Below are 17,904 nucleotides of genomic sequence, written 5' to 3'. Positions count from 1 at the left end.
TAACTGCTTCTGTCGGGAACCGTGTTCCGGGAGAAAGACGAGGAGCGGTCCGTGAGACCGCGTTTCGATCCGCTACGCCGGCTCGTCGCCCTCGGGCTCAGTGCGCCACCCGCCCTTCAGCGTGACGAACCAGATCGAGAGGCCGGCGAGGACGAAGACGGCCGCCATGTACGGGATGATCGGCAGTTCGACCCCGACGAAGTCGAGGACGGTCCGCATCTCGTAGACGATCACGCCGAAGATGGCGAGCGTCACGAGTAGCCCGCCGCGGCTCACGTCGACGGTCATCCGACCACCTCGGCGAGCGAGGCCGACGTGTCGGCGATGCCCCCGAGCAGCGTCGCCGCCGCGTTCGCGAGCGCGTCGAGCAGCGGCGCGAGCCACACCGGATAGGTACCGACGCCCGGTCCGAGCAGCCCGCCGCGGCTGATGATCGCCGCGATCGGGAGTGCGTACGCGAGGACGACGAGGACGAGCGCGATGCTCACCCACAGGCGGAGGTTATCGAGCACCTGCGGGGCGTCCTCCGCGCCGGAGACCGGGCTCGGAAGCGGCTCCGCGAGCCCGGCGACCTTCGGGTTCCCCATCGTCAACGCGAGGTTCCCGAGGAACAGGATCGTCGAGACGAAAAGCAGCGTCCCGCCGATCGCGATCTGGATGTTCAGCTCCTCGAAGCCGCCGAACATCGTCGGGTAGTCGAAGCCGGAGTACTCCGGTTCGGCGGTCCGCCGCGGCACGCCGAGCAGGCCCTGCGCGTGCATCGCGTTCGACATCAGCGCCATGCCGATGAACCAGAGCACGACCTGGAACAGCCCGATCTGACTGCTGTAGATCGGCTTGTTGCTGATCTGCGGCCAGAGCCAGTAGATTCCGGCCATCATCGTCAGCGCCACCGCGGTCCCGACGGTGAGGTGGAAGTGCCCGGGCACCCACAGCGTGTTGTGGATGAGGTAGTTGATGTTCATCCCCGCGTTGACCATCCCGGAGAAGCCGCCGGCCGCGAACATCAGCCCGGCGAGCATCATGCCGGTGAACTCCGGCTTCCGCCACGGGAGGTGCGTGAGCCAGCCGAGCAGTCCGCTGCCGCCGTTCTTCCGAGCGCCGTACTCGACGCTCGCGACGACGGTGAACGCGGTGAGCAGGCTGGGCAACAGCAGGAACATCGTGTTCGTCATGGAGATGAACTTGAACCCCTCCGCGATGCCGGGGTCGAGGTACTGGTGGTGGATCCCGACCGGCGTCGAGAGGAGGACGAACAGCACGAACACGACCCGGGCCAGCGGGTCGCTGAACAGCCGTCCGCCGGCGATCTTCGGGAGGACGGTGTACCAGAGCAGGTACGCCGGCATCAGCCAGAAGTAGACGACCGGGTGGCCGAAGAACCAGAACAGCGTCCGGGTGAGCGTCGGGTTCACCTGCTCGATGAAGCCGAGCGACCACGGCAGGAGGAACAGCAGCACGGAGGCCGCAACGGCGGACGAGGCGATGTACCACATCGTCATCGTCGTCAACACCATGAACGTCTGGAGCGGGATCCGCTCGTCCGGGTGGTCGCGCCGCCACGCGAGGAACGTCCGGAACCAGTCCGCGCCCGCGATCCACGTACCGACGATGAACACCGCGAGTCCGGCGTAGAACAGCGGGTGGGCCTGAAGCGGCGCGTAGAAGGTGTACAGTACGTCCGCGCTCATGTCGATGGAGTCGACGAACCCGGCGAGAATCGAGATGCCGGTGAGCGTCATGCCGGTCGCCATCAGCCCGTACCACGTCCACGTGATCTTGATGTTCAACAGCGGCCGGTCAAGGCTCCGCGTCACCGCCCAGGTGAACAGCCCGACGAGGAAGAAGATCGTGAAGCTGATCACCATGAAGACGCCGTGAGCCGTGAGGACGGTGTAGTAGTCCGTCGAAGGGATGATCCGCGCGACGTCGGTCCGGTGGAGCGTCTGGATGATCCCGAACACCGCGCCGAGGAACAGGGCGAAAAAGGAGCTCAGGAAGGCCGCGCGGACGACGCGCGCCTCGTCCGGGAACTTGTCGACGAACGTCTGCTCGGACTCGAGGGCAGTGCTCACTCCGAGTCACCTCCTCGGTTCTCGAACTCCGACTGGCTGACGACGTGGAGCTTCCCTTCCATGACGTGGTGGCCCGCGCCGCAGTACTCGTTACAGACGATCCCGTACTCGGTGGGCTCGTCGGTCTCGACCGTGATCTCCGAGACCTCGCCCGGAACGACCATCGTGTTCGCGCCCGTGCCGACCACCTCGAAGCCGTGGATCACGTCCCGGGAAGTCACTTGTAACGTCACGGTGCTGTTCGCCGGCACGACGATCGGGGTCGGTTCGAAGCCGAACTGGTAGGCGACGACGTACGCCTCGTACTCGTTTTCACCGACCCGCTCGACCCGGGGTTCCGAGAACCGCTCGTCCTCGTCGATCCCCCCGGCATCGATCGTTGACTGCGAGTCGGCGACCATCGCCACGCCCGGACCGACGGCGCCGTACGTCACGGTCCCGATAAGGGCGAGGATCAACACGATCGAAAGCGCGAGCCAGAGTTTTTCGTACGCGTGGATGTGCATGTCTGATCACCCCACGATGACGAGGTCTCGTCCGAGGAACTCTACGAAGTATATAGACACCCATGCGAGCACCAATATCACGAAGTAGATCCCGATCAGCGTGAGCGTGCCGATCGGGTCGAACTCCTCGGCGTCGCCGCCCCCGTCTTCCGTGCCGGCGTGTACGGCCTCATTTTGGCCCATAGGTCCGGTTATGGTCAGGGGAACATATAACACCTACCCGTTCTCGAACCGTGAAAACACGGGCATTATATATGCTCAGGGAAGCCTTGTGTCGGGTATGAACTTCTCGATCCAACAGGCCGTACTCCTCGTCCTCGGCGGGCTCGTCCCCGCGGTGGTGTTCATCGCCGACCGGGCGGAGTTCGTCGTGGCGGTGACGCTGGTGAACGTCCTGCTCATCTGGGCGAGCCTCCGGATCGCGACCGGCGGGAGCCTACCGGGATTCACCGGTGACGCAGACGAGCCGGAACACGCGTAACCGGCCCGAACGCACCGCTGGACCGCCAGATGCGGCCGACTGATCGCCCGGAGGGAGCCCGAACTGACCGCCCGGAGGGAGCCCGAACTGACCGCCCGGAGAGAATCCGAACTGACCACGCATGACAGGCTGTACACTCTGTGACCTCCCGACCGGGGACGACCCGCACACGGCCCCCGACGTCGACGGCGAGTTCTGCTGTCGGGGCTGTCTGACCGTCGCGCGCTCGCTCGACGACGTCGAGGACCTCGACGACCTCGACGCGCGGCGCCCGGACGCGACGCCGGGCGAGGAGTTCGACGGCGAGACGACGTTCCTCCACGTCGACGGGATGCACTGCGCGACCTGCGAGTCGTTCCTCGAGATGACGGCCGGCGAGCAGGACGGGGTTGCGGCCGCCGAGGCGAGCTACGCTACCGACACGATCCGGGTCGACTACGACCCGGACGCGGTGGACGCGGACGAGCTGCCCGACCGGCTCTCGGTCGCGGGGTACTCGGCGAGCGACCGCGCGGACCCGGACGCGGAGGACGACGACGCCGTTGTGCGGTTCCTCATCGGCGGCGGCTTCTTCGGGATGATGGCGATGCTGTGGTACGTCCTCTTCTTATATCCGACCTACTTCGGGTACGAGCCGATAGTCGACCTCGGCGGCGTCTCCGGGACCTACCTCTTCGCGCAGATCTGGCTGTTCGCCTCGATCGTGCTGTTTTACACCGGCTACCCAATCTTGCGCGGCGCGTACGTGAGCCTCCGGGCGCGACAGCCGAACATGGACCTGCTCGTGTCGCTCGCGGCGACGAGCTCGTACGCGTACAGCACCCTCGCGCTGCTCGTCGGCCGGACCGATCTCTACTTCGACGTGACCATCGCGGTCATCCTCGTCGTCACCGCTGGCAACCACTACGAGTCGATAATCAAGCGGCGGGCGACCGGGATGCTGGCCGACCTGACGACGGCCGACGACCGCACTGTGCGGACCGAGGCGGGCGAGACCGTCGCGGCCGACGCGGTCGATCCCGGCGACCGCCTCCTCGTCCGTCCGGGCGAGCGCGTGCCGTTCGACGGGACCGTCGCGGAGGGGACCGCCGCGGTCGACGAGGCCTTGGTCACCGGCGAGTCGCTGCCGGCGACGAAACGCGAGGGCGACCCGGTCCGCGGGGGCACCGTCGTCACCGACTCGCCCGTCGTGATCGAGGTCGGCGAGGACGCGGCGAACACCCTCGACACCCTCGTGCGACTGCTCTGGGAGATCCAGAGCTCGCGGTCCGGGATCCAGCGGCTCGTCGACCGGCTGGCGACGGTGTTCGTCCCCCTCGTCGTGGCGGTCGCGACCGTCGGCGCCGCCGCCACCCTCGCCCTCGGCTCGGCGCCGATCGACGCCGCGCTCGTCGGGCTGACGGTGCTGATCGTCTCGTGTCCGTGCGCGCTCGGGCTCGCCACCCCGCTCGCGGTCGCCGCCGGGATCCGCGACGCGGCGAAGCGCGGCATCGTCGTCGTCTCGGACGCCGTCTTCGAGGCGGCCGCCGACGTCGACACGGTCGTCTTCGACAAGACCGGGACGCTCACCGACGGCGAGATGCGGCTGCTCGACGCGACCGCCGAGGACGGGACCTCGGTCGACCGCGTCCGCGAACGGGCGGCAGCCGTCGAGCGCGCCTCGATCCACCCGGTCGCCGAGGCGATCGTCGCGGGTGTGCTGGGAGATGCCGGAGAGACGTCGGGCGAGCGACCGGCCACCGACGGCGGCGCCGCGGCCGCCGCGGACCCGAGCGACGGCCCGCCGGCCGAGGTCGACGCGCTCGACGCCCCCGCCGCGACCGACGTCGACGTCTTCGACCGCGGGGTTGCGGGGCGCGTCGACGACGACGAGGTCGTCGTCGGCCACCCCGACCTGTTCGCCGAGCGCGGGTGGGCGGTCTCGGACCGGCTCCGCGAGGCGGGAGCGGCCGCCCGCGACCGCGGGAACGTTCCCGTCTACGTCGGCTGGGACGGCCGCGTGCGCGGGGTCCTGACCGTCGGCGACGAGGTGCGCGACGGGTGGGAGGCGGTCGTCGGCGACCTCGACGCGGACGGGCGGCGCGTGGTCGTGCTCACCGGCGACGCGCCCGCGGCCGCGACGCGGTTCGCGGAGCACCCCGCGATCGACGAGGTGTTCGCCGAGGTGCCGCCGGAGGCGAAGGCCGAGACGGTCCGGCGGCTCGGCGCCGACCGGTCGGTCGCGATGGTGGGCGACGGGAGCAACGACGCGCCCGCGCTCGCCGCGGCCGACCTGGGTATCTCGATCGCCTCCGGGACGGACCTCGCGGCGGACGCCGCGGACGCGGTCCTCCTCGAGGACCGGCTCTCGGCGGTCCCGGAGCTGTTCGCGGTCACGCGCGGGACGAACCGGCGGCTGAAGCAGAACCTCGGCTGGGCGTTCGTCTACAACGCGGTCGCGATCCCGTTGGCCCTGTCCGGCCTCCTCAACCCCCTGTTAGCCGCGCTCGCGATGGCGTCGAGCAGCATCCTCGTGGTGACGAACTCCGCGCGCGCGGTGTTCGACCCCGACTGACGCTCACGCGGGCGACTGACGCTCACGCGGGCGACTGACGCTCATGCGGGCGACCGACGCTCACGCGCTCCGTCAGTTCCCGCCGCGTCCCGAGCGGCCCTCGCTCCCGCCGCGGCCCGGGGGGAGGAGCCGGCGCGCCAGCGCGCCGAGGCGCTTGTACGCGAGGTTCACGTACAGCCCCGAGAGGAAGACGGTCCCGACGACGAGCGGCACCTCGTCGACGCCCTGCCCGAGGACGAGGTCCGAGAGCAGGTAGACCCCGACCCCGAGCGGGAGCGCGGCCGGCAGCCGGAGGTTGTACCGGACCAGCGTGCCGACCGACGCGTCGAAGCGCTCGACTAAGGCCGTGAACACGAACCCCAGCGCGCCGAGCAGGCTGAACAGCGGAACGAACGGCGGGACGATCCCCGGAGCGAGACCGGCGATCCCGGCGAACGGCGCGTCGATCGCCACGGACGCCGCGGCCGCGAGGACGGCGGTGAGGAGGACGTCGACGGCGACGACGGCGGTCCCGAGCCGGGACCGATACCAGGTCCGCGCGAGCTGCGGCCGGTCGTCAGCGGCGGGCGCGGCGTCGCCGCCGAGCGTCGGATCGTCCGACTCACGCGTCGGATCGTCGGCCGGAGGCCCGCCTCGCGCCCGTTTCGATGAGTCCGACATCGTCGGGGCGGTTCGCGGCCGAGGGACAATTAGCTTGTGGCGTGTGAACGAGAGTCAGGAATCGCGGGGCGTTCGCCGAGGAAGGGGGCGACGCCGGAGCCGGCGGCTACGCCGTCGCGCCGACGTGCGGCCTGACCGCGCGGACGATGGCGTCGACGTCGTACTCGTCTTCGGTCTTGTCGAAGACGACCTCGTCGCCGACCCGGACGACGAACACGCCGTCGTCACCGGTTACCAGCGCGACCTCGTCAATTCCCTCGCCGAACTGTTTGAGGATCGCCTCCGAGACGTCCTGCGCGCGGTTCAACATGCCACAGGGAACGCAGTACTCGACTTCGACGCGTGTCATGCCGCGAGGTAGGACGCGAACCGGATTAAAAGGGCGGGTCGCGGACGGTTGCGACGAACCGCGACGACGCCGACCGCCTCACACCACCAACGCGTCGAAGACGACGGCGAACAGCAGCAGGCCGAGGTAGGCGTTCGAGGCGTGGAACGCGCGGAACGCCGCGCTCTCCGTCTGCTCGTAGTGGAGCCGGACGACCGCCCAGAGGAAGACGGCGCCGACGCCGACGCCGACGACGGCGTACAGCGCGCCGAGCGGGTCGGCGGCCGCCGCGAGCGCGACCGCGGCGACCAGCGTCGCGCCGAGGTACCAGAGGATGTGGCGGCGGGTCGTCGTCTCGCCGCGCACGACGGGCATCATCGGGAAGCCGCCGCGCTCGTAGTCGTCTTTGTACGCTAACGCGAGGTTATAGAAGTGCGCGGGCGTCCACAGGAAGATCACGGCCGCGAGCAGCAGCCCGCCGCCGCCGACCTCGCCCGTCACCGCGGCCCAGCCGATGAGCGCCGGGAGCGCGCCGGCCGCGCCGCCGATAACGGTGTTTTGGACCGTGTTCGGCTTGAGGACGAGCGTGTACACGACGCTGTAAAACAGGATCGCCACCAGCCCGAGCGCGGCCGTCAGCGGGTTCACCGTCCAGAACAGCGCGAGCGAGACGAGCGTCAGGGCGCCGCCGAACGCGAGCGCGTGCGGGACGGGGACGAGGTCGGTCGCGAGCGGGCGGTCGCTGGTGCGTTGCATCCGCTTGTCGACGTCGCGCTCGAGGACGTGGTTGAACGTGCCGGAGGCGCCGATGGAGAGCGCGCCGCCGGCCAGCGTGGCGGCCACGACCGGGGGCGTGAACCCGGGCGCGCCGGCGGTCGCCACCGGCTGCGCGAGCGCCATCGCGGCGGCGGCGACGAGACAGAGCAGCCACATCAGCCGCGGCTTCATCAGCCGGAAGTACGCCGTCGCGGTCGCCTTCAGCCGTGGGAGCGTCGCAGACGGGATCGACGGCTCCGGCGCTTCCTCGACCGGCGGGAGGTGGTCGGTGCCGGGCTCGAAGTCGTCGGGGGCGTCGTCCGGGTGCCCGGTCTCGGCCTCCAGCCACCACGCGAGCGCCGCGAGGACGGCGCCGAAGATGCCGATCCCGAGGAGGAGGTGGGCGGAGCCGAGCGCGTCGGGCAGGTCGCCGACCGCGACGAGCGCGCCGACCCCGGCTTGGGCCGGATAAACGACGAGCGCGACCGTGAGCGCGGCTCTGACCCGGCGGTCCGCCCTCTCCCGCCACGCGAGCGCCGCGGAGAGGGCGACGAGGATCCCGACGACGACGGCGAGGGCTCGATGGCCGAGGGCGATCCACCCCGCGGTCGCCGTCGGCAGGGCGGCGCCGGTCCCGCAGGCGGGCCAGCCGCCGCAGGCGGTCGCCGCTTCCGTCAGGGAGGTGGTCGCGCCGACGACGACGAGCAGGTACACGCCCATCGCGGCCGCGGCCAACACCGCGGGGAACTTGTCGGGAATCTTCACTCACCTCGGTTTGGGAGTCAGTCCATTTAGACCCCGCGCTTCCGCACCCGTCGGGGTCCTCACGTTTCCCCGCGGTCGGATGGCTCCGCGGCCGTGACCTACGAGGGCGTCGCGTTGTCTACGGAGATGTCGCGTCGCCGTCTTCGCCGCGCTCGCCGCGCTCGCGCAGGATGCGGTCGACGATGTCGCCGCTGGAGAGCAGCTCGTCCTCGTACTTCGGCTCCCGCCCCGACGCGCGCTCGACGCGGCAGTCGATCCCACGCGAGTCGAGCGCGTCGGCGATGTCGGCCTCGTCGTGGTGCTGGTCGAACCCCAACACGATCACGTCGGGGTCGAGCCGCTCGATCGGGACGAACACGTCCTCGGGGTCGCCGAGGTGGGCCTCGTCGACCGCGTCGAGCGCCTCGACCATGTCGCGCCGCTGGCGGGCACAGAGGATCGGTTCCGGCTTGTGCGTGACGTTGGTGCGGCGGGCGACGATGGCGTGGAGCTCGTCGCCGTACGTCGCCGCGTCCTCTAAGTAGTGAACGTGGCCGGGATGGAGCAGGTCGAACGTCCCCTGCGCGACGACCCGCGTCATCTGAACCACGAGAGGAAGCCGCCGGAGTCGCGCTCGTCCAGCTCGCGATCGATGTCCGCCTGTGTGAAATCGAAGAAGTGCTCGTCGGGCACCTCCACGTCGAGCACGTCGAGGGTGGTCTGGGTCCCGTCGTTGTCGAACGCCTTCCAGTCGCCCCAGCCGTAGGGGGCGCCGACGATGATGTGGACCTTCCCCTGTCCGAACGTGGCGAGGTCGGCGTCGCTCGGGCGCAGCGCGCCGTTCGGGTGCGAGTGGACCGAGCCGACCGACCGCATGTCGTTCGGCTTCATGTTGGTGCGGACGGTAGCGCTCGTCGGGCTCGACTCCGTCCCCGGGATGACGAGCACGTCGGTGATCACCTGGCCCTCCCGGTCGAGGTCCAGCTTCCGGGCGTCGTCCGCGCGGAGGAACCCCATGTACTCGTTGGGGTGCGTCTCCTCGCTCGCCTCGAGCACGAACTCCAGGGTCTCTCGGGCGATCCCGAGGAGCTCGTCCGAGCGGAACAGTCGCATGAGCGAGACAAGTCGCCGTCGCCTCATAGGGGTTCCGGACCGCGGGACGCGGGGGCGGTCTCTCGGCCACCGACGAGCGGAGCCCGGAGCCGTGAGCCCCGAGAGAACAGGCTTAACACCGGCCGTTCCCGAGACGTGTCCATGAGCGAAAACACCGCCGGGGATTCCGGCACGCGGGGCGATTCGAGCCCCGAACCCGACGCCGACGCCGCGGAGGGGACGGCCGACGACCGGCCGGATCACGCGACCGACGACCGATCGCAGAACGCAACCGACGACCGGCCGACCGTCTACGACCTGGCGCCCGACTGTACCCTCGAAGACGCGGAGGCCGACGCCTTGTATCACGCGGAGGTCAACGGCGTCGTCGACTACGGCGTGTTCGTCGACCTCTCCGACGCCGTGAGCGGACTCGTCCACGAGTCGAACCTCGACGGCGAGTACGCGGTCGGCGACCGGCTGATCGTCCGGCTCACCGAGGTGAAGGAGAACGGCGACATCGCGTTCGACGACGTCGACCCCGACGATTACCGCACCGAGGCCGTCGCCCACGAGCCGACGGTCTCACGAGTCCGCGGCCTGACCCCGGGCGACGAGGTGACCGTCGAGGGCGAGGTCGTCCAGGCGAAACAGACGGGCGGTCCCACCATATTCGCCGTCGCGGACGCCTCCGGCGTCCTCTCCTGTGCCGCCTTCGAGTCCGCCGGCGTCCGGGCGTACCCCGAGGTCGAGGTCGGCGACATGGTCCACGTCGCGGGCACGATAGAGAGCCGCGAGGACGCGCTCCAGCTGGAGGTCGACTCGCTGAAGCGACTGCCCGACGAGCGCGCCGCCGAGGCCCGCGAGCGCTTCGAGGCGGCCCTCGAGGAGCGCGCCGAGCCCGCCGACGTCGACCCCCTCGTCGACTGGGAGGCGTTCGAACCGATCCACGAGGACCTCCGCGAACTCGCCCGGCTCCTCCGCCGGACCGTGCTCGCCGGCCGCCCGATCCGCGTCCGCCACCACGCCGACGGCGACGGGATGTGCGCCGCGATCCCGGTCCAGCTCGCCTTGGAGAACCTGATCGAGGAGGTCCACGGTGACCCCGACTCGCCGCGCCACCTCTTCAAGCGGCTCCCGAGCAAGGCGCCCTACTACGAGATGGAAGACGTCACCCGCGACCTCAACTTCGCCTTGGAGGGTCGCGCCCGCCACGGCCAGAAGCTCCCCTTCCTCCTAATGCTCGACAACGGGTCGACCGAGGAGGACGTGCCGGCCTACGAGAACCTCGCGCACTACGACATCCCCATCGCAGCGGTCGACCACCACCACCCCGACCCCGAAGCGGTCGAGCCGCTGCTCGACGCCCACGTCAACCCGTACCTCCACGGCGAGGACTACCGGGTCACGACGGGGATGATGTGCGTCGAGCTCGCCCGCCTGATCGACCCGTCGCTCACCGAGGAGCTCGAACACGTGCCGGCGGTCGCCGGCCTCTCCGACCGCTCGAAGGCGGAGGCGATGGACGACTACGTCGCGCTCGCCGAGGAGGCGGGGTACGACGAGTCCGACCTCCTCGACATCGGGGAGGCGCTCGACTACGCGGCCCACTGGCTCCGCTACTCCGAAGGGAAGACGCTCGTCAACGACGCCCTGAATGTGGGCTGTGACGACGAGGAGCGGCACGAGGAGCTCGTCGAGTTCCTCTCGGAGCGCGCCGAACGGGACGTGGAGCGCCAGCTCGACGCCGTCGACGACCACGTCGAACACGAGCGGCTCGCCTCCGGCGCGCACCTCTACCGGATCGACCTCGACGAGTACGCCCACCGGTTCACCTACCCCGCACCGGGCAAGACCACCGGTGAACTCCACGACGCGAAGGTGAAAGAGACCGGCGACCCCGTCATCACCATCGGCTACGGCCCCGACTTCTGCGTCCTCCGCTCGGACGGCGTCCGGCTCGACATCCCGAACATGGTGACCGAGCTGAACGAGGAGCTGCCCGAGGCCGGCGTCTCCGGCGGCGGGCACCTCGTCGTCGGCTCCATCAAGTTCGTGAAGGGCCGCCGGAGCGAGGTGATCGAGACGCTCGTCGAGAAGATGGCGGGCGCGGAGATCGACGAGGCGCTCTCGTCGACGATCGCGCTCGACGACTGACCGCAATCGGTCCGGCCCTCGACACTGCCAACGGGCGGCTCGCTGCGGCCGTTCGCACCGAGCCCGTTTCTCAGCCGAACGTGACCTCCCGCCGAACCACCGCGCCGGCCCCCGCAAGCGCGGCGCCGAAGCCGCCGAGGAAGGCGATCGGAAGCTGAATCCCGCCACCGCGCCAGTCCGCCGCGTAGGCGCGAGCGTAGAAGTCCGCCACCGACTCGTTTTCCACCGCGAGCAACACCTCGCGGTTGTTCGTCTCCGCGCTCGGGTTCCAGTTGAGGCTCCCGACGACCGCGGCGTCGTCGACGACGAGCCCCTTCGCGTGGACCTTCCCGAACCGGCCGCGCGGCTCCGCGAGGTCGACCGCGATCGGTTCGTCCGCGAGCCGCTTCGAGAGGTTCCGGTTCGCCTCGCGGTCGTACCACGCGTCCGAGAGCAGCAGGTGGACGTCGACCCCGCGGTCGGCCGCGCGCCGGAGCGCGCGGACGATCCGGTCGTTCGGCCCGCCCACGCGCGGCACGACCGCGAGCACCCGCTCGTCGGCGGCGTCGATCCGCGCGACGATCCGGTCGGCGGCGTTGCCCGGGGCGGTGAGGACGGTCACGTTCGCCGCCGCCGGCTGCGCGGGCGCGTCGAACCGCGTCGGGTATGAGCCGTTCGCTCGCCCGCCCCCGTGGAACTCCGTATCGGCGCGAAAGGCGCGCCACGACCGCGCGTCGTGGGCCCGGAAGTCGGCAAGGAACAGGGCGGCTAGGTCGTCCGCGACCGCCGCGCTCCGGTCGGCTCCGGTGCCGTCCGCCGTCTCGTCGTCCCCCGTCTCGCCGTCGCCGCCCACGACGACGCCCCACCCGCGGTTGCTGTGTCCGCCCGTGCCGGACGGCTTCCAGTTCTCCGTGAGCACGACGGCGCGGTCGTCCGCGACCGCGTACTTCGGGTGGTGAAAGCGGAACCGCTCGACCTCGCCGTCGAGGATCCGGACCTCGACGCCGGCGGCCGTCAGCCGGTCGATCAGCGGTGCGCTCCGCGCTGGGAACCCGCCGACCGGCGACCCCTCGAGCAGCACGCGAACGCGCACCCCGCGGTCGGCGGCCGCGACGAGCGTCCCGACGATTCGCTCCGAGGTCAGCGTGTAGCCGGCGACGAACAGGCGCTCGTCTGCGCTCCGGAGCGGCTCGACCGGAATTCCCGGGCTGTCGGGGAGGACGAAGGGCGTCACGGCCGCGTCCGCGGTCGACTCCGGGGAGCGGGGATCGTAGCCGCGGGGGCGCCACTCGCCCCACGAGGCGCGCCAGCGGTGCCCCTCGCTGGCGCGGTCGTAGGCGACGACGTCGACCGCGCGCCCGTTACGGCGGAGTTCGATCCGGTCGCCCGACGCCGACAGCGGGAAGTAGTCGGTCAGGCGGCGAATCTGACGCCGGTCCGCGACCGCGGCGGCCGTCCCCGAATCGCCGGCGAGGATCGACGCGGTCCGGTTCGGGGCCATCGACAGCGTCACCCGGCCGCTCGCGTTCGCCGGAATTTCGGTGTCGTAGTAGCCGTCCGAGAGCGACCAGTTCCCGCGCTCGGGCAGCGAGACGACGAGGTACTCGCCGCGGTTCTCCGCCGTGGTCGGGTTCGGGTACAGCTCGACGATTCGCGGCTCGCCGCGGGCGTCGGCGGAGGCGTTGGCTGAGGTGGGCTCGACCTCGTCGACCGGGGCGGCGGCGCCGACGGGGGCGGCCGCGGCCGGAAGCGAGCAGGCGACAGTCGCCGCGGCGACGAGCAAGAGGAGCGCGGCGACGCGGGACCGGCGGCTCGGGCGGCGGGGTGACACGGCGAGCGTGGCGTCGGTATCGGCTAAAAGGGTTCGCGACCGCTGCGGGAGAGAGGAGTGCGCCCCTCAGGCCGTCGGCGCGGGCTCGGCCTCGTCGTCGAGTGCGCGCTCGGCCTTCTCACCCTCCGTCGAGACGACGAACGAGTGTTCGTCGGCGTACTCGGCGACCGCTTCGAGCGCCTCGCGGGTCCCGATCTGCCGGAGCGCCCAGCCGGCGGCCGCGCGGACGTCGTCGGACGGGTCGTCTTCGAGCGCGTCGGCGAGCGGGTCGACGGCGCGCGCGTCGCCGATCAGTCCCAGCGCGCGGGCGGCGTGGGGGCGGACGAGGTCGTCGGTGTCGCCGTCGGGGTCGAGCTGGTCCGCGAGCGGCTGGACGGCCTCCGGGGCGCCGATCTCGCCGAGCGCCTTGAACACGGTCTTCTGGAGCTGCGGGTTCGAGTCCTCGGGGACGTACTCGACGAGGGTGTCGGTCGCCTCCGCGGCCGCCATCTTCCCGAGGATCCGGATCGCGGGCTGGTCGCGCTTCTCGGCGCGGCCGAGGATCTCCTGAACGGAGTCTTCGGTCTTGCCGCGCTTGCCCATCCGCTCGAACGCCTCCAGGCAGTGGCGCTCCATGAACTCGGACTGCAGCGAGTCGAGCGCGAGCAGGATCATGTCGACGTTCCCCTGCGCCTCGTGCTCCTTCAGCGCGGCCCACTCGACCGGGAAGTCCTTGTAGTGGCCGAGCACGTCGTAGTACCCCTGCGCGCGGAGCTGCTCGTGGGTCTCGAGGTCGTCCCACTCCTCGGCGTCGTCGAGGCCGGCCTCTAGGTCGTCGGTGGCCTCCAGCAGCGCGGCGATCGCGTCCGCGTCCTCGTCGGCGTCGAAGCCGGCCTCGGCGACCGCCGCGGCGACGGCGTCGAGCGCCGCGGTGAGCTGGTCGACGGGGATCGGCCCCGCGGCGGCGGTCTCCTCGTCGTCCGCGGCCTCGCCGAGCAGCGCCTCGGGGTCCTCGTCGGCCTCGTCGATCGCATCGGCGGCCGCCTCGTCGATCGCGTCCGCGGCCTCGTCGACGAACGACGCGACGGCGGCCGCGACGTCCTCGTGGCCGTCCTCGGTCCACTCGGTGTCCGCGACCGTCCCGGACGCGGCCTCGATCGCGTCGATGACGTCCTCGCCGTAGGGGCCGCGGGCCTCCTCGACGCCGTCGCGGAGCTCCGCGACGCGGTCCTCGAGGTCGCCGCGGGGGTCGTCGGCGTCCTCGTCGTCCTCGTCCGGCTCGGGGAGATCGGCCCCCTCGATACCGGTCTCCGCGTCGTCTAAGAGCGCTTCGACGTCGTCGAGGTCGGCCTCCGTTTCGGCGGCCTCGAGCCGCTCGGCGATCTCGTCGAGGTACTCATTCAGGGACTCCTCGGTCGCGTCATCGGGGAGCGTCGGGGCGGCGGCTGTGCCCATCGACTCGTCGGCGTCCCCGCCGTCGTCCGCGGCGTCGGCCTCCTCGGAGGCGTCGGCCGGGTCGTCGTCGCCGTTGCTCATATACCACGAACTCCGCGCGTAGTCCATTAAGAGGTTTCCCTTCGCGGGCGCCGGGCGGCCGCGTGGGAGGAGCGGGACGGCCGCGCGCGAGGACACAGAGCGATCGCACCGGGCGAGAAGCGGTCGACAAGCGCCGGGCGCGAGAGGGTGCGAAATTCCCCGACTGGAGAAGAGTAGTGACCCCCGATACGAGAGTCGTGTTCACTACCATCACACTTTTATTATCACTGACTAATACTGGAACGATTAGATGCTGGACGTCGACCGCGAGGAGATAACCGACGGGCCGGTCGGACGGGTGCTGCTCGTCCTCGCCGCGCCGCTCGTCGCGCAGAACGTCGTGTACGTCGCCAACGCGCTGGTCGACACGTTCTGGCTCGGCCGGGTCGGCGAGGACGCGGTCGCCGCCGTCGGGCTCAGCCTCCCGATCCAGTCGCTGCTCGGCGCGACGGTCGTGGTCGGCGCGGTCGGCACCCAGATCCTCGTCTCGCAGCGGACCGGCGACGGCGACGAGGCGGGCGCGCGCCGCGTCGCGGTCAACGGCGCGCTCGTCGCGCTCGCGGTCACCGCGGCGGTCGCGCTCCCGGTGGTCGTCTACGCCGAGGAAGTGGTGGCGCTGCTCGGCGCCGACCCCGCGCTCGCCGGGACGACCGCCACGTACCTCGCGATCGTGATCGCCGTCCTCCCGGTCGGCGCGGTCGGCGACACCGTCGAGAACTGCTTCACTGCGTACGGGGACACGCGGGCGGTGTTCCACGTGAGCCTCGTGGGCGTCCTCGTCAACCTGATCGCCGCGCCGGTGCTCATCTTCGGGGTCGGCCCAGTGCCGGAGCTCGGCGTCGCCGGCGCCGCGCTCGGCACCGCGCTCGCGGGCGTCGCCGGCCTCCTGTGGATCCTCGGGTACGCCGCGGGGATCGGCCGCGACACGTTCCGGCTCACCCGAGAGGCGTTCGCGTTCGACCCCGCGACCGCCCGCGAGGTCGTCTCGGTCGGCCTCCCGCTCGGCGGCCAGCGCGGCGTAAGCGAGTTAGTCCGGGTGTTCGTCGTCGCCCTCGTCGCGGTCGCCGGCGGCGCGGCGGGCGTCGCGGCGTACACGGTCGGCGCCCGGGTCGCGACGCTCGCGGTCGTGCCGGCTCTCGGGATACAGCAGGCCGCCCAGTCGATGATCGGACAGAACCTCGGCGCGGACGCCCCCGAGCGCGCCCGCCGGACGACCACGGTCGGCACCGGGATGGTCGTCGCCGGGTTCCTCGCGCTCGGCGCGGTCCAGTTCCTCTTCGCCGGCGGGATCGCGGACCTGCTCGCGCCCGACCTCACCGCGACCGGCCGATCCCTGTCGGTCCTCTACCTCCGGATCCTCGGCGCCTCCTACTGGGCGCTCGGCGGCACGTACACCCTTCTGGCGGGATTCAACGGCGCCTCCCGCACCCGCACCTCCTTCCTCGCCGACCTGGTCAAGTACTGGGCGGTCCGGTTCCCGATCGCGGTCGCGGCCGTCCCGGTCGCGACGACGTTCGGCGCGTTCGGCGTCACCGTGACGCCGGGATTAGGCTGGGGCGTCGAGGCCGTCTTCTGGGCGGTGGCGGCCTCGAACGTCGTCGGCTTCCTCGGACTGGGCGGCTACTTCCTGTACACGACGCGGCGCGGGATGTTCACGAACGCCGCCGAGCGCGCGAGCGGCGGGGACGCGGAGGCCGCGGACGCCGCCGACGACTGAGCGCGGGCGGCGGCGGGGTCTCTCGTCACTCCGCGAGCAGGTCGCCGCTGTCGACGACGGTCGCGAACTCGCCGTTCAGGTGCGCAAGCGCGACGCGGTGGGAGGTCTCCGGGTCGATCCGTTCGCCGTCCGGCGCCTCGCGAGCGTGGGTCGCGGTCGCGTCGGCGACCACGCGCACGTCGTAGCCGCGGTTCTCGGCCTCGCGCGTCGTGGTCGAGACGCAGTGGTCGGTGGTGAGCCCGCAGACGACGAGCGATTCGTATCCTTCCTCGCGGAGCCACTCGTCGAGGCCGGAGTCGAGGAACGCGCCGTTGACCGACTTCTCGAACGTCGGCTCGCCGTCGGCGGGCGCCGTCTCCGGCTTCCACGCGAAGCCGGGGGCGTCCGGGCGCAGCGGCGAGTCCGACTCCGTCGAGGCGTGGCGGACGTGCGCGACGGGGCGGTCGGCAGCGCGCCAGCGGTCGAGGAGCGCGGCCGCGGCCGCCTCGGCGTCGGGGTTGTTGCGCTCGCCCCAGCCCGGCTCGTCGAAGCCGGTCTGGAAGTCGACGAGGAGGAGGACCGCGCCGTCGGGGATGGTCGCGGTGCGCGCCGCGTCGGCGGCCGCCGGGTCGTCAGTCATCGCCTAGCCCCGCGGTGACGGAGGCGTCGTGATCGTTCGCGTCGGCGTCGTCCGCGAACCGCCGCCACGCGCCGCGTTCGAGCAGAGGCTCGGGCGCTTTCGGGTGCTCTCGCGTCGGCGAGAGCGGGCAGGCGTCGGGGCTCGCGTCGTCGTCCACGCGGAAGAGGTACTGCGTCCACTCGCGGTCGCCCTCGGCGCCCCAGTCGCCGAGGTCGGCGTGGGGGCAGACGCCGTCGTAGTCGCCCATGCGGTCGCGGATGGTCTCGCGGGCGCGCTCGCCCGCCTCGGTGTCGGCCGTGATCCCCTCGAAGACGGCGCGGGGCTGGAAGGTGACCTCTAAGCCGACCGGCGAGTACCGGCTCTTCCGGTCGTCGTAGAACGGGGCCCGCGACGTGGGGAACAGCGGCTCGCCGCCGAAGCAGAACTCCCAGCGCGGGGTGTCCGGGTCGGTCGGGATGTCGTCGGGCCACGGCTCGGGGTCGTGGACGTGGAGGAACTCCAGCACGTTCCAGAGCCGCTCGTGGTAGTGCGCCTCGCCGCGGTCGTCGTCGGGCGGATTAAAAAAGACGGCGAGCGGCGCGCGGTCGGCGTGGTCCGGGTACGTTTCGAGGTACTCCAAGAGGACGTCACGGAACCGCAACAGCGCGGCCGGGTCCGTGGTCGACTCGCAGGCCGCGTACAGGAGGTCGCCCTCGCGCTCGACCTCGATGCCGAAGTAGCAGGGGAACGGCGACCCGTCGCGCTCGCCGAGCATCGACTCGCGGAAGGTTCGGTAGTGTTCCCGGAGCCACGCCGGCGCGTCGTCGAGCCGACCGCGGAGCGTCTCCTGGTCCAGCAGCACGCCCTCGGTACCGGGCTCGTTCATACGCGTTGTCGGGGCGAAGCGGTCT

Annotated in this window: 17 protein-coding genes; 4 read left to right on the top strand and 13 right to left on the bottom strand. The window is 71.2% G+C overall.

Going from position 1 to position 17,904, the window contains the following annotated elements:
• Window positions 1–72 precede the first annotated feature (72 nt).
• From B378_RS0111525 to B378_RS17120, 4 genes are read right to left on the bottom strand one after another with little or no spacing between them, the layout of a single operon-like run.
• On the bottom strand, window positions 73–288 hold the full coding sequence (locus B378_RS0111525; RefSeq protein WP_017343933.1) for a hypothetical protein: 216 nt from the start codon (window positions 286–288) through the stop codon (window positions 73–75).
• Entirely contained in the window at window positions 285–2,075 is a 1,791-nt protein-coding gene (locus B378_RS0111520; RefSeq protein WP_017343932.1) for a b(o/a)3-type cytochrome-c oxidase subunit 1, read from the bottom strand. Before B378_RS0111520 ends, B378_RS0111525 begins: the two co-directional genes overlap by 4 nt.
• The gene (locus tag B378_RS0111515) at window positions 2,072–2,581 is read right to left on the bottom strand and encodes a cytochrome c oxidase subunit II (RefSeq protein WP_017343931.1); all 510 of its coding nucleotides are present in this window, start codon (window positions 2,579–2,581) and stop codon (window positions 2,072–2,074) included. The genes B378_RS0111520 and B378_RS0111515 overlap by 4 nt, the downstream gene beginning before the upstream one ends.
• Before the next feature lie 6 nt (window positions 2,582–2,587).
• Window positions 2,588–2,764 carry a hypothetical protein gene (locus B378_RS17120; protein ID WP_017343930.1) on the bottom strand — a complete coding sequence of 59 codons (177 nt, stop codon included), beginning with the start codon at window positions 2,762–2,764 and terminating at the stop codon, window positions 2,588–2,590.
• A 97-nt stretch (window positions 2,765–2,861) separates the two neighbouring features.
• On the opposite strand from B378_RS17120, the gene B378_RS0111505 reads away from it, so the two are divergent.
• Both B378_RS0111505 and B378_RS0111500 read left to right on the top strand, forming a co-directional pair.
• The gene (locus tag B378_RS0111505) at window positions 2,862–3,062 is read left to right on the top strand and encodes a hypothetical protein (RefSeq protein ID WP_017343929.1); all 201 of its coding nucleotides are present in this window, start codon (window positions 2,862–2,864) and stop codon (window positions 3,060–3,062) included.
• Window positions 3,063–3,183: 121 nt separating this feature from the next.
• Window positions 3,184–5,616 carry a cation-translocating P-type ATPase gene (locus B378_RS0111500; protein ID WP_017343928.1) on the top strand — a complete coding sequence of 811 codons (2,433 nt, stop codon included), beginning with the start codon at window positions 3,184–3,186 and terminating at the stop codon, window positions 5,614–5,616.
• 72 nt (window positions 5,617–5,688) lie between these two features.
• Here the strand turns inward: B378_RS0111500 and B378_RS0111495 are convergent, their stop codons facing one another.
• The 5 genes from B378_RS0111495 to B378_RS0111475 form a co-directional block, all read right to left on the bottom strand.
• Window positions 5,689–6,276 (bottom strand): hypothetical protein, encoded by a 588-nt coding sequence (locus B378_RS0111495; RefSeq protein ID WP_017343927.1) that lies wholly within the window; start codon window positions 6,274–6,276, stop codon window positions 5,689–5,691.
• A 106-nt stretch (window positions 6,277–6,382) separates the two neighbouring features.
• Complete coding sequence (locus B378_RS0111490; protein ID WP_017343926.1) at window positions 6,383–6,625, bottom strand: SelT/SelW/SelH family protein; 243 nt, start codon at window positions 6,623–6,625, stop codon at window positions 6,383–6,385.
• 78 nt (window positions 6,626–6,703) lie between these two features.
• The gene (locus B378_RS0111485) at window positions 6,704–8,125 is read right to left on the bottom strand and encodes a heme o synthase (RefSeq protein WP_017343925.1); all 1,422 of its coding nucleotides are present in this window, start codon (window positions 8,123–8,125) and stop codon (window positions 6,704–6,706) included.
• A 118-nt stretch (window positions 8,126–8,243) separates the two neighbouring features.
• The gene (locus B378_RS0111480) at window positions 8,244–8,705 is read right to left on the bottom strand and encodes an adenylyltransferase/cytidyltransferase family protein (RefSeq protein WP_017343924.1); all 462 of its coding nucleotides are present in this window, start codon (window positions 8,703–8,705) and stop codon (window positions 8,244–8,246) included.
• Entirely contained in the window at window positions 8,702–9,217 is a 516-nt protein-coding gene (locus B378_RS0111475; RefSeq protein WP_017343923.1) for a Mov34/MPN/PAD-1 family protein, read from the bottom strand. The genes B378_RS0111480 and B378_RS0111475 overlap by 4 nt, the downstream gene beginning before the upstream one ends.
• A 141-nt stretch (window positions 9,218–9,358) precedes the next feature.
• Here B378_RS0111475 and B378_RS0111470 point away from each other — a divergent pair, with 141 nt between their 5' ends.
• The gene (locus B378_RS0111470; RefSeq protein WP_017343922.1) at window positions 9,359–11,353 is read left to right on the top strand and encodes a DHH family phosphoesterase; all 1,995 of its coding nucleotides are present in this window, start codon (window positions 9,359–9,361) and stop codon (window positions 11,351–11,353) included.
• 70 nt (window positions 11,354–11,423) lie between these two features.
• Here the strand turns inward: B378_RS0111470 and B378_RS0111465 are convergent, their stop codons facing one another.
• A complete protein-coding gene (locus B378_RS0111465; protein ID WP_017343921.1) occupies window positions 11,424–13,163 on the bottom strand; it encodes a phospholipase D-like domain-containing protein in 1,740 nt (579 codons plus the stop codon).
• A gap of 66 nt (window positions 13,164–13,229) precedes the next feature.
• Entirely contained in the window at window positions 13,230–14,678 is a 1,449-nt protein-coding gene (locus tag B378_RS0111460; protein WP_017343920.1) for a HEAT repeat domain-containing protein, read from the bottom strand.
• Between the two features lie 250 nt (window positions 14,679–14,928).
• Here B378_RS0111460 and B378_RS0111455 point away from each other — a divergent pair, with 250 nt between their 5' ends.
• Complete coding sequence (locus B378_RS0111455; RefSeq protein ID WP_017343919.1) at window positions 14,929–16,395, top strand: MATE family efflux transporter; 1,467 nt, start codon at window positions 14,929–14,931, stop codon at window positions 16,393–16,395.
• Window positions 16,396–16,420: 25 nt separating this feature from the next.
• On the opposite strand, the gene B378_RS0111450 is transcribed toward B378_RS0111455, so the two are convergent.
• On the bottom strand, window positions 16,421–17,014 hold the full coding sequence (locus tag B378_RS0111450) for a cysteine hydrolase family protein (protein WP_017343918.1): 594 nt from the start codon (window positions 17,012–17,014) through the stop codon (window positions 16,421–16,423).
• Window positions 17,007–17,879 carry a YqcI/YcgG family protein gene (locus tag B378_RS0111445; RefSeq protein ID WP_017343917.1) on the bottom strand — a complete coding sequence of 291 codons (873 nt, stop codon included), beginning with the start codon at window positions 17,877–17,879 and terminating at the stop codon, window positions 17,007–17,009. Before B378_RS0111445 ends, B378_RS0111450 begins: the two co-directional genes overlap by 8 nt.
• Between the last annotated feature and the right edge of the window lie 25 nt (window positions 17,880–17,904).

The organism is Halorubrum sp. T3 (assembly GCF_000296615.1).
GTDB lineage: Archaea > Halobacteriota > Halobacteria > Halobacteriales > Haloferacaceae > Halorubrum > Halorubrum ruber.
Note: the sequence above shows the minus strand (reverse complement) of the source record. Positions and strands in the feature narration are given on the sequence as shown.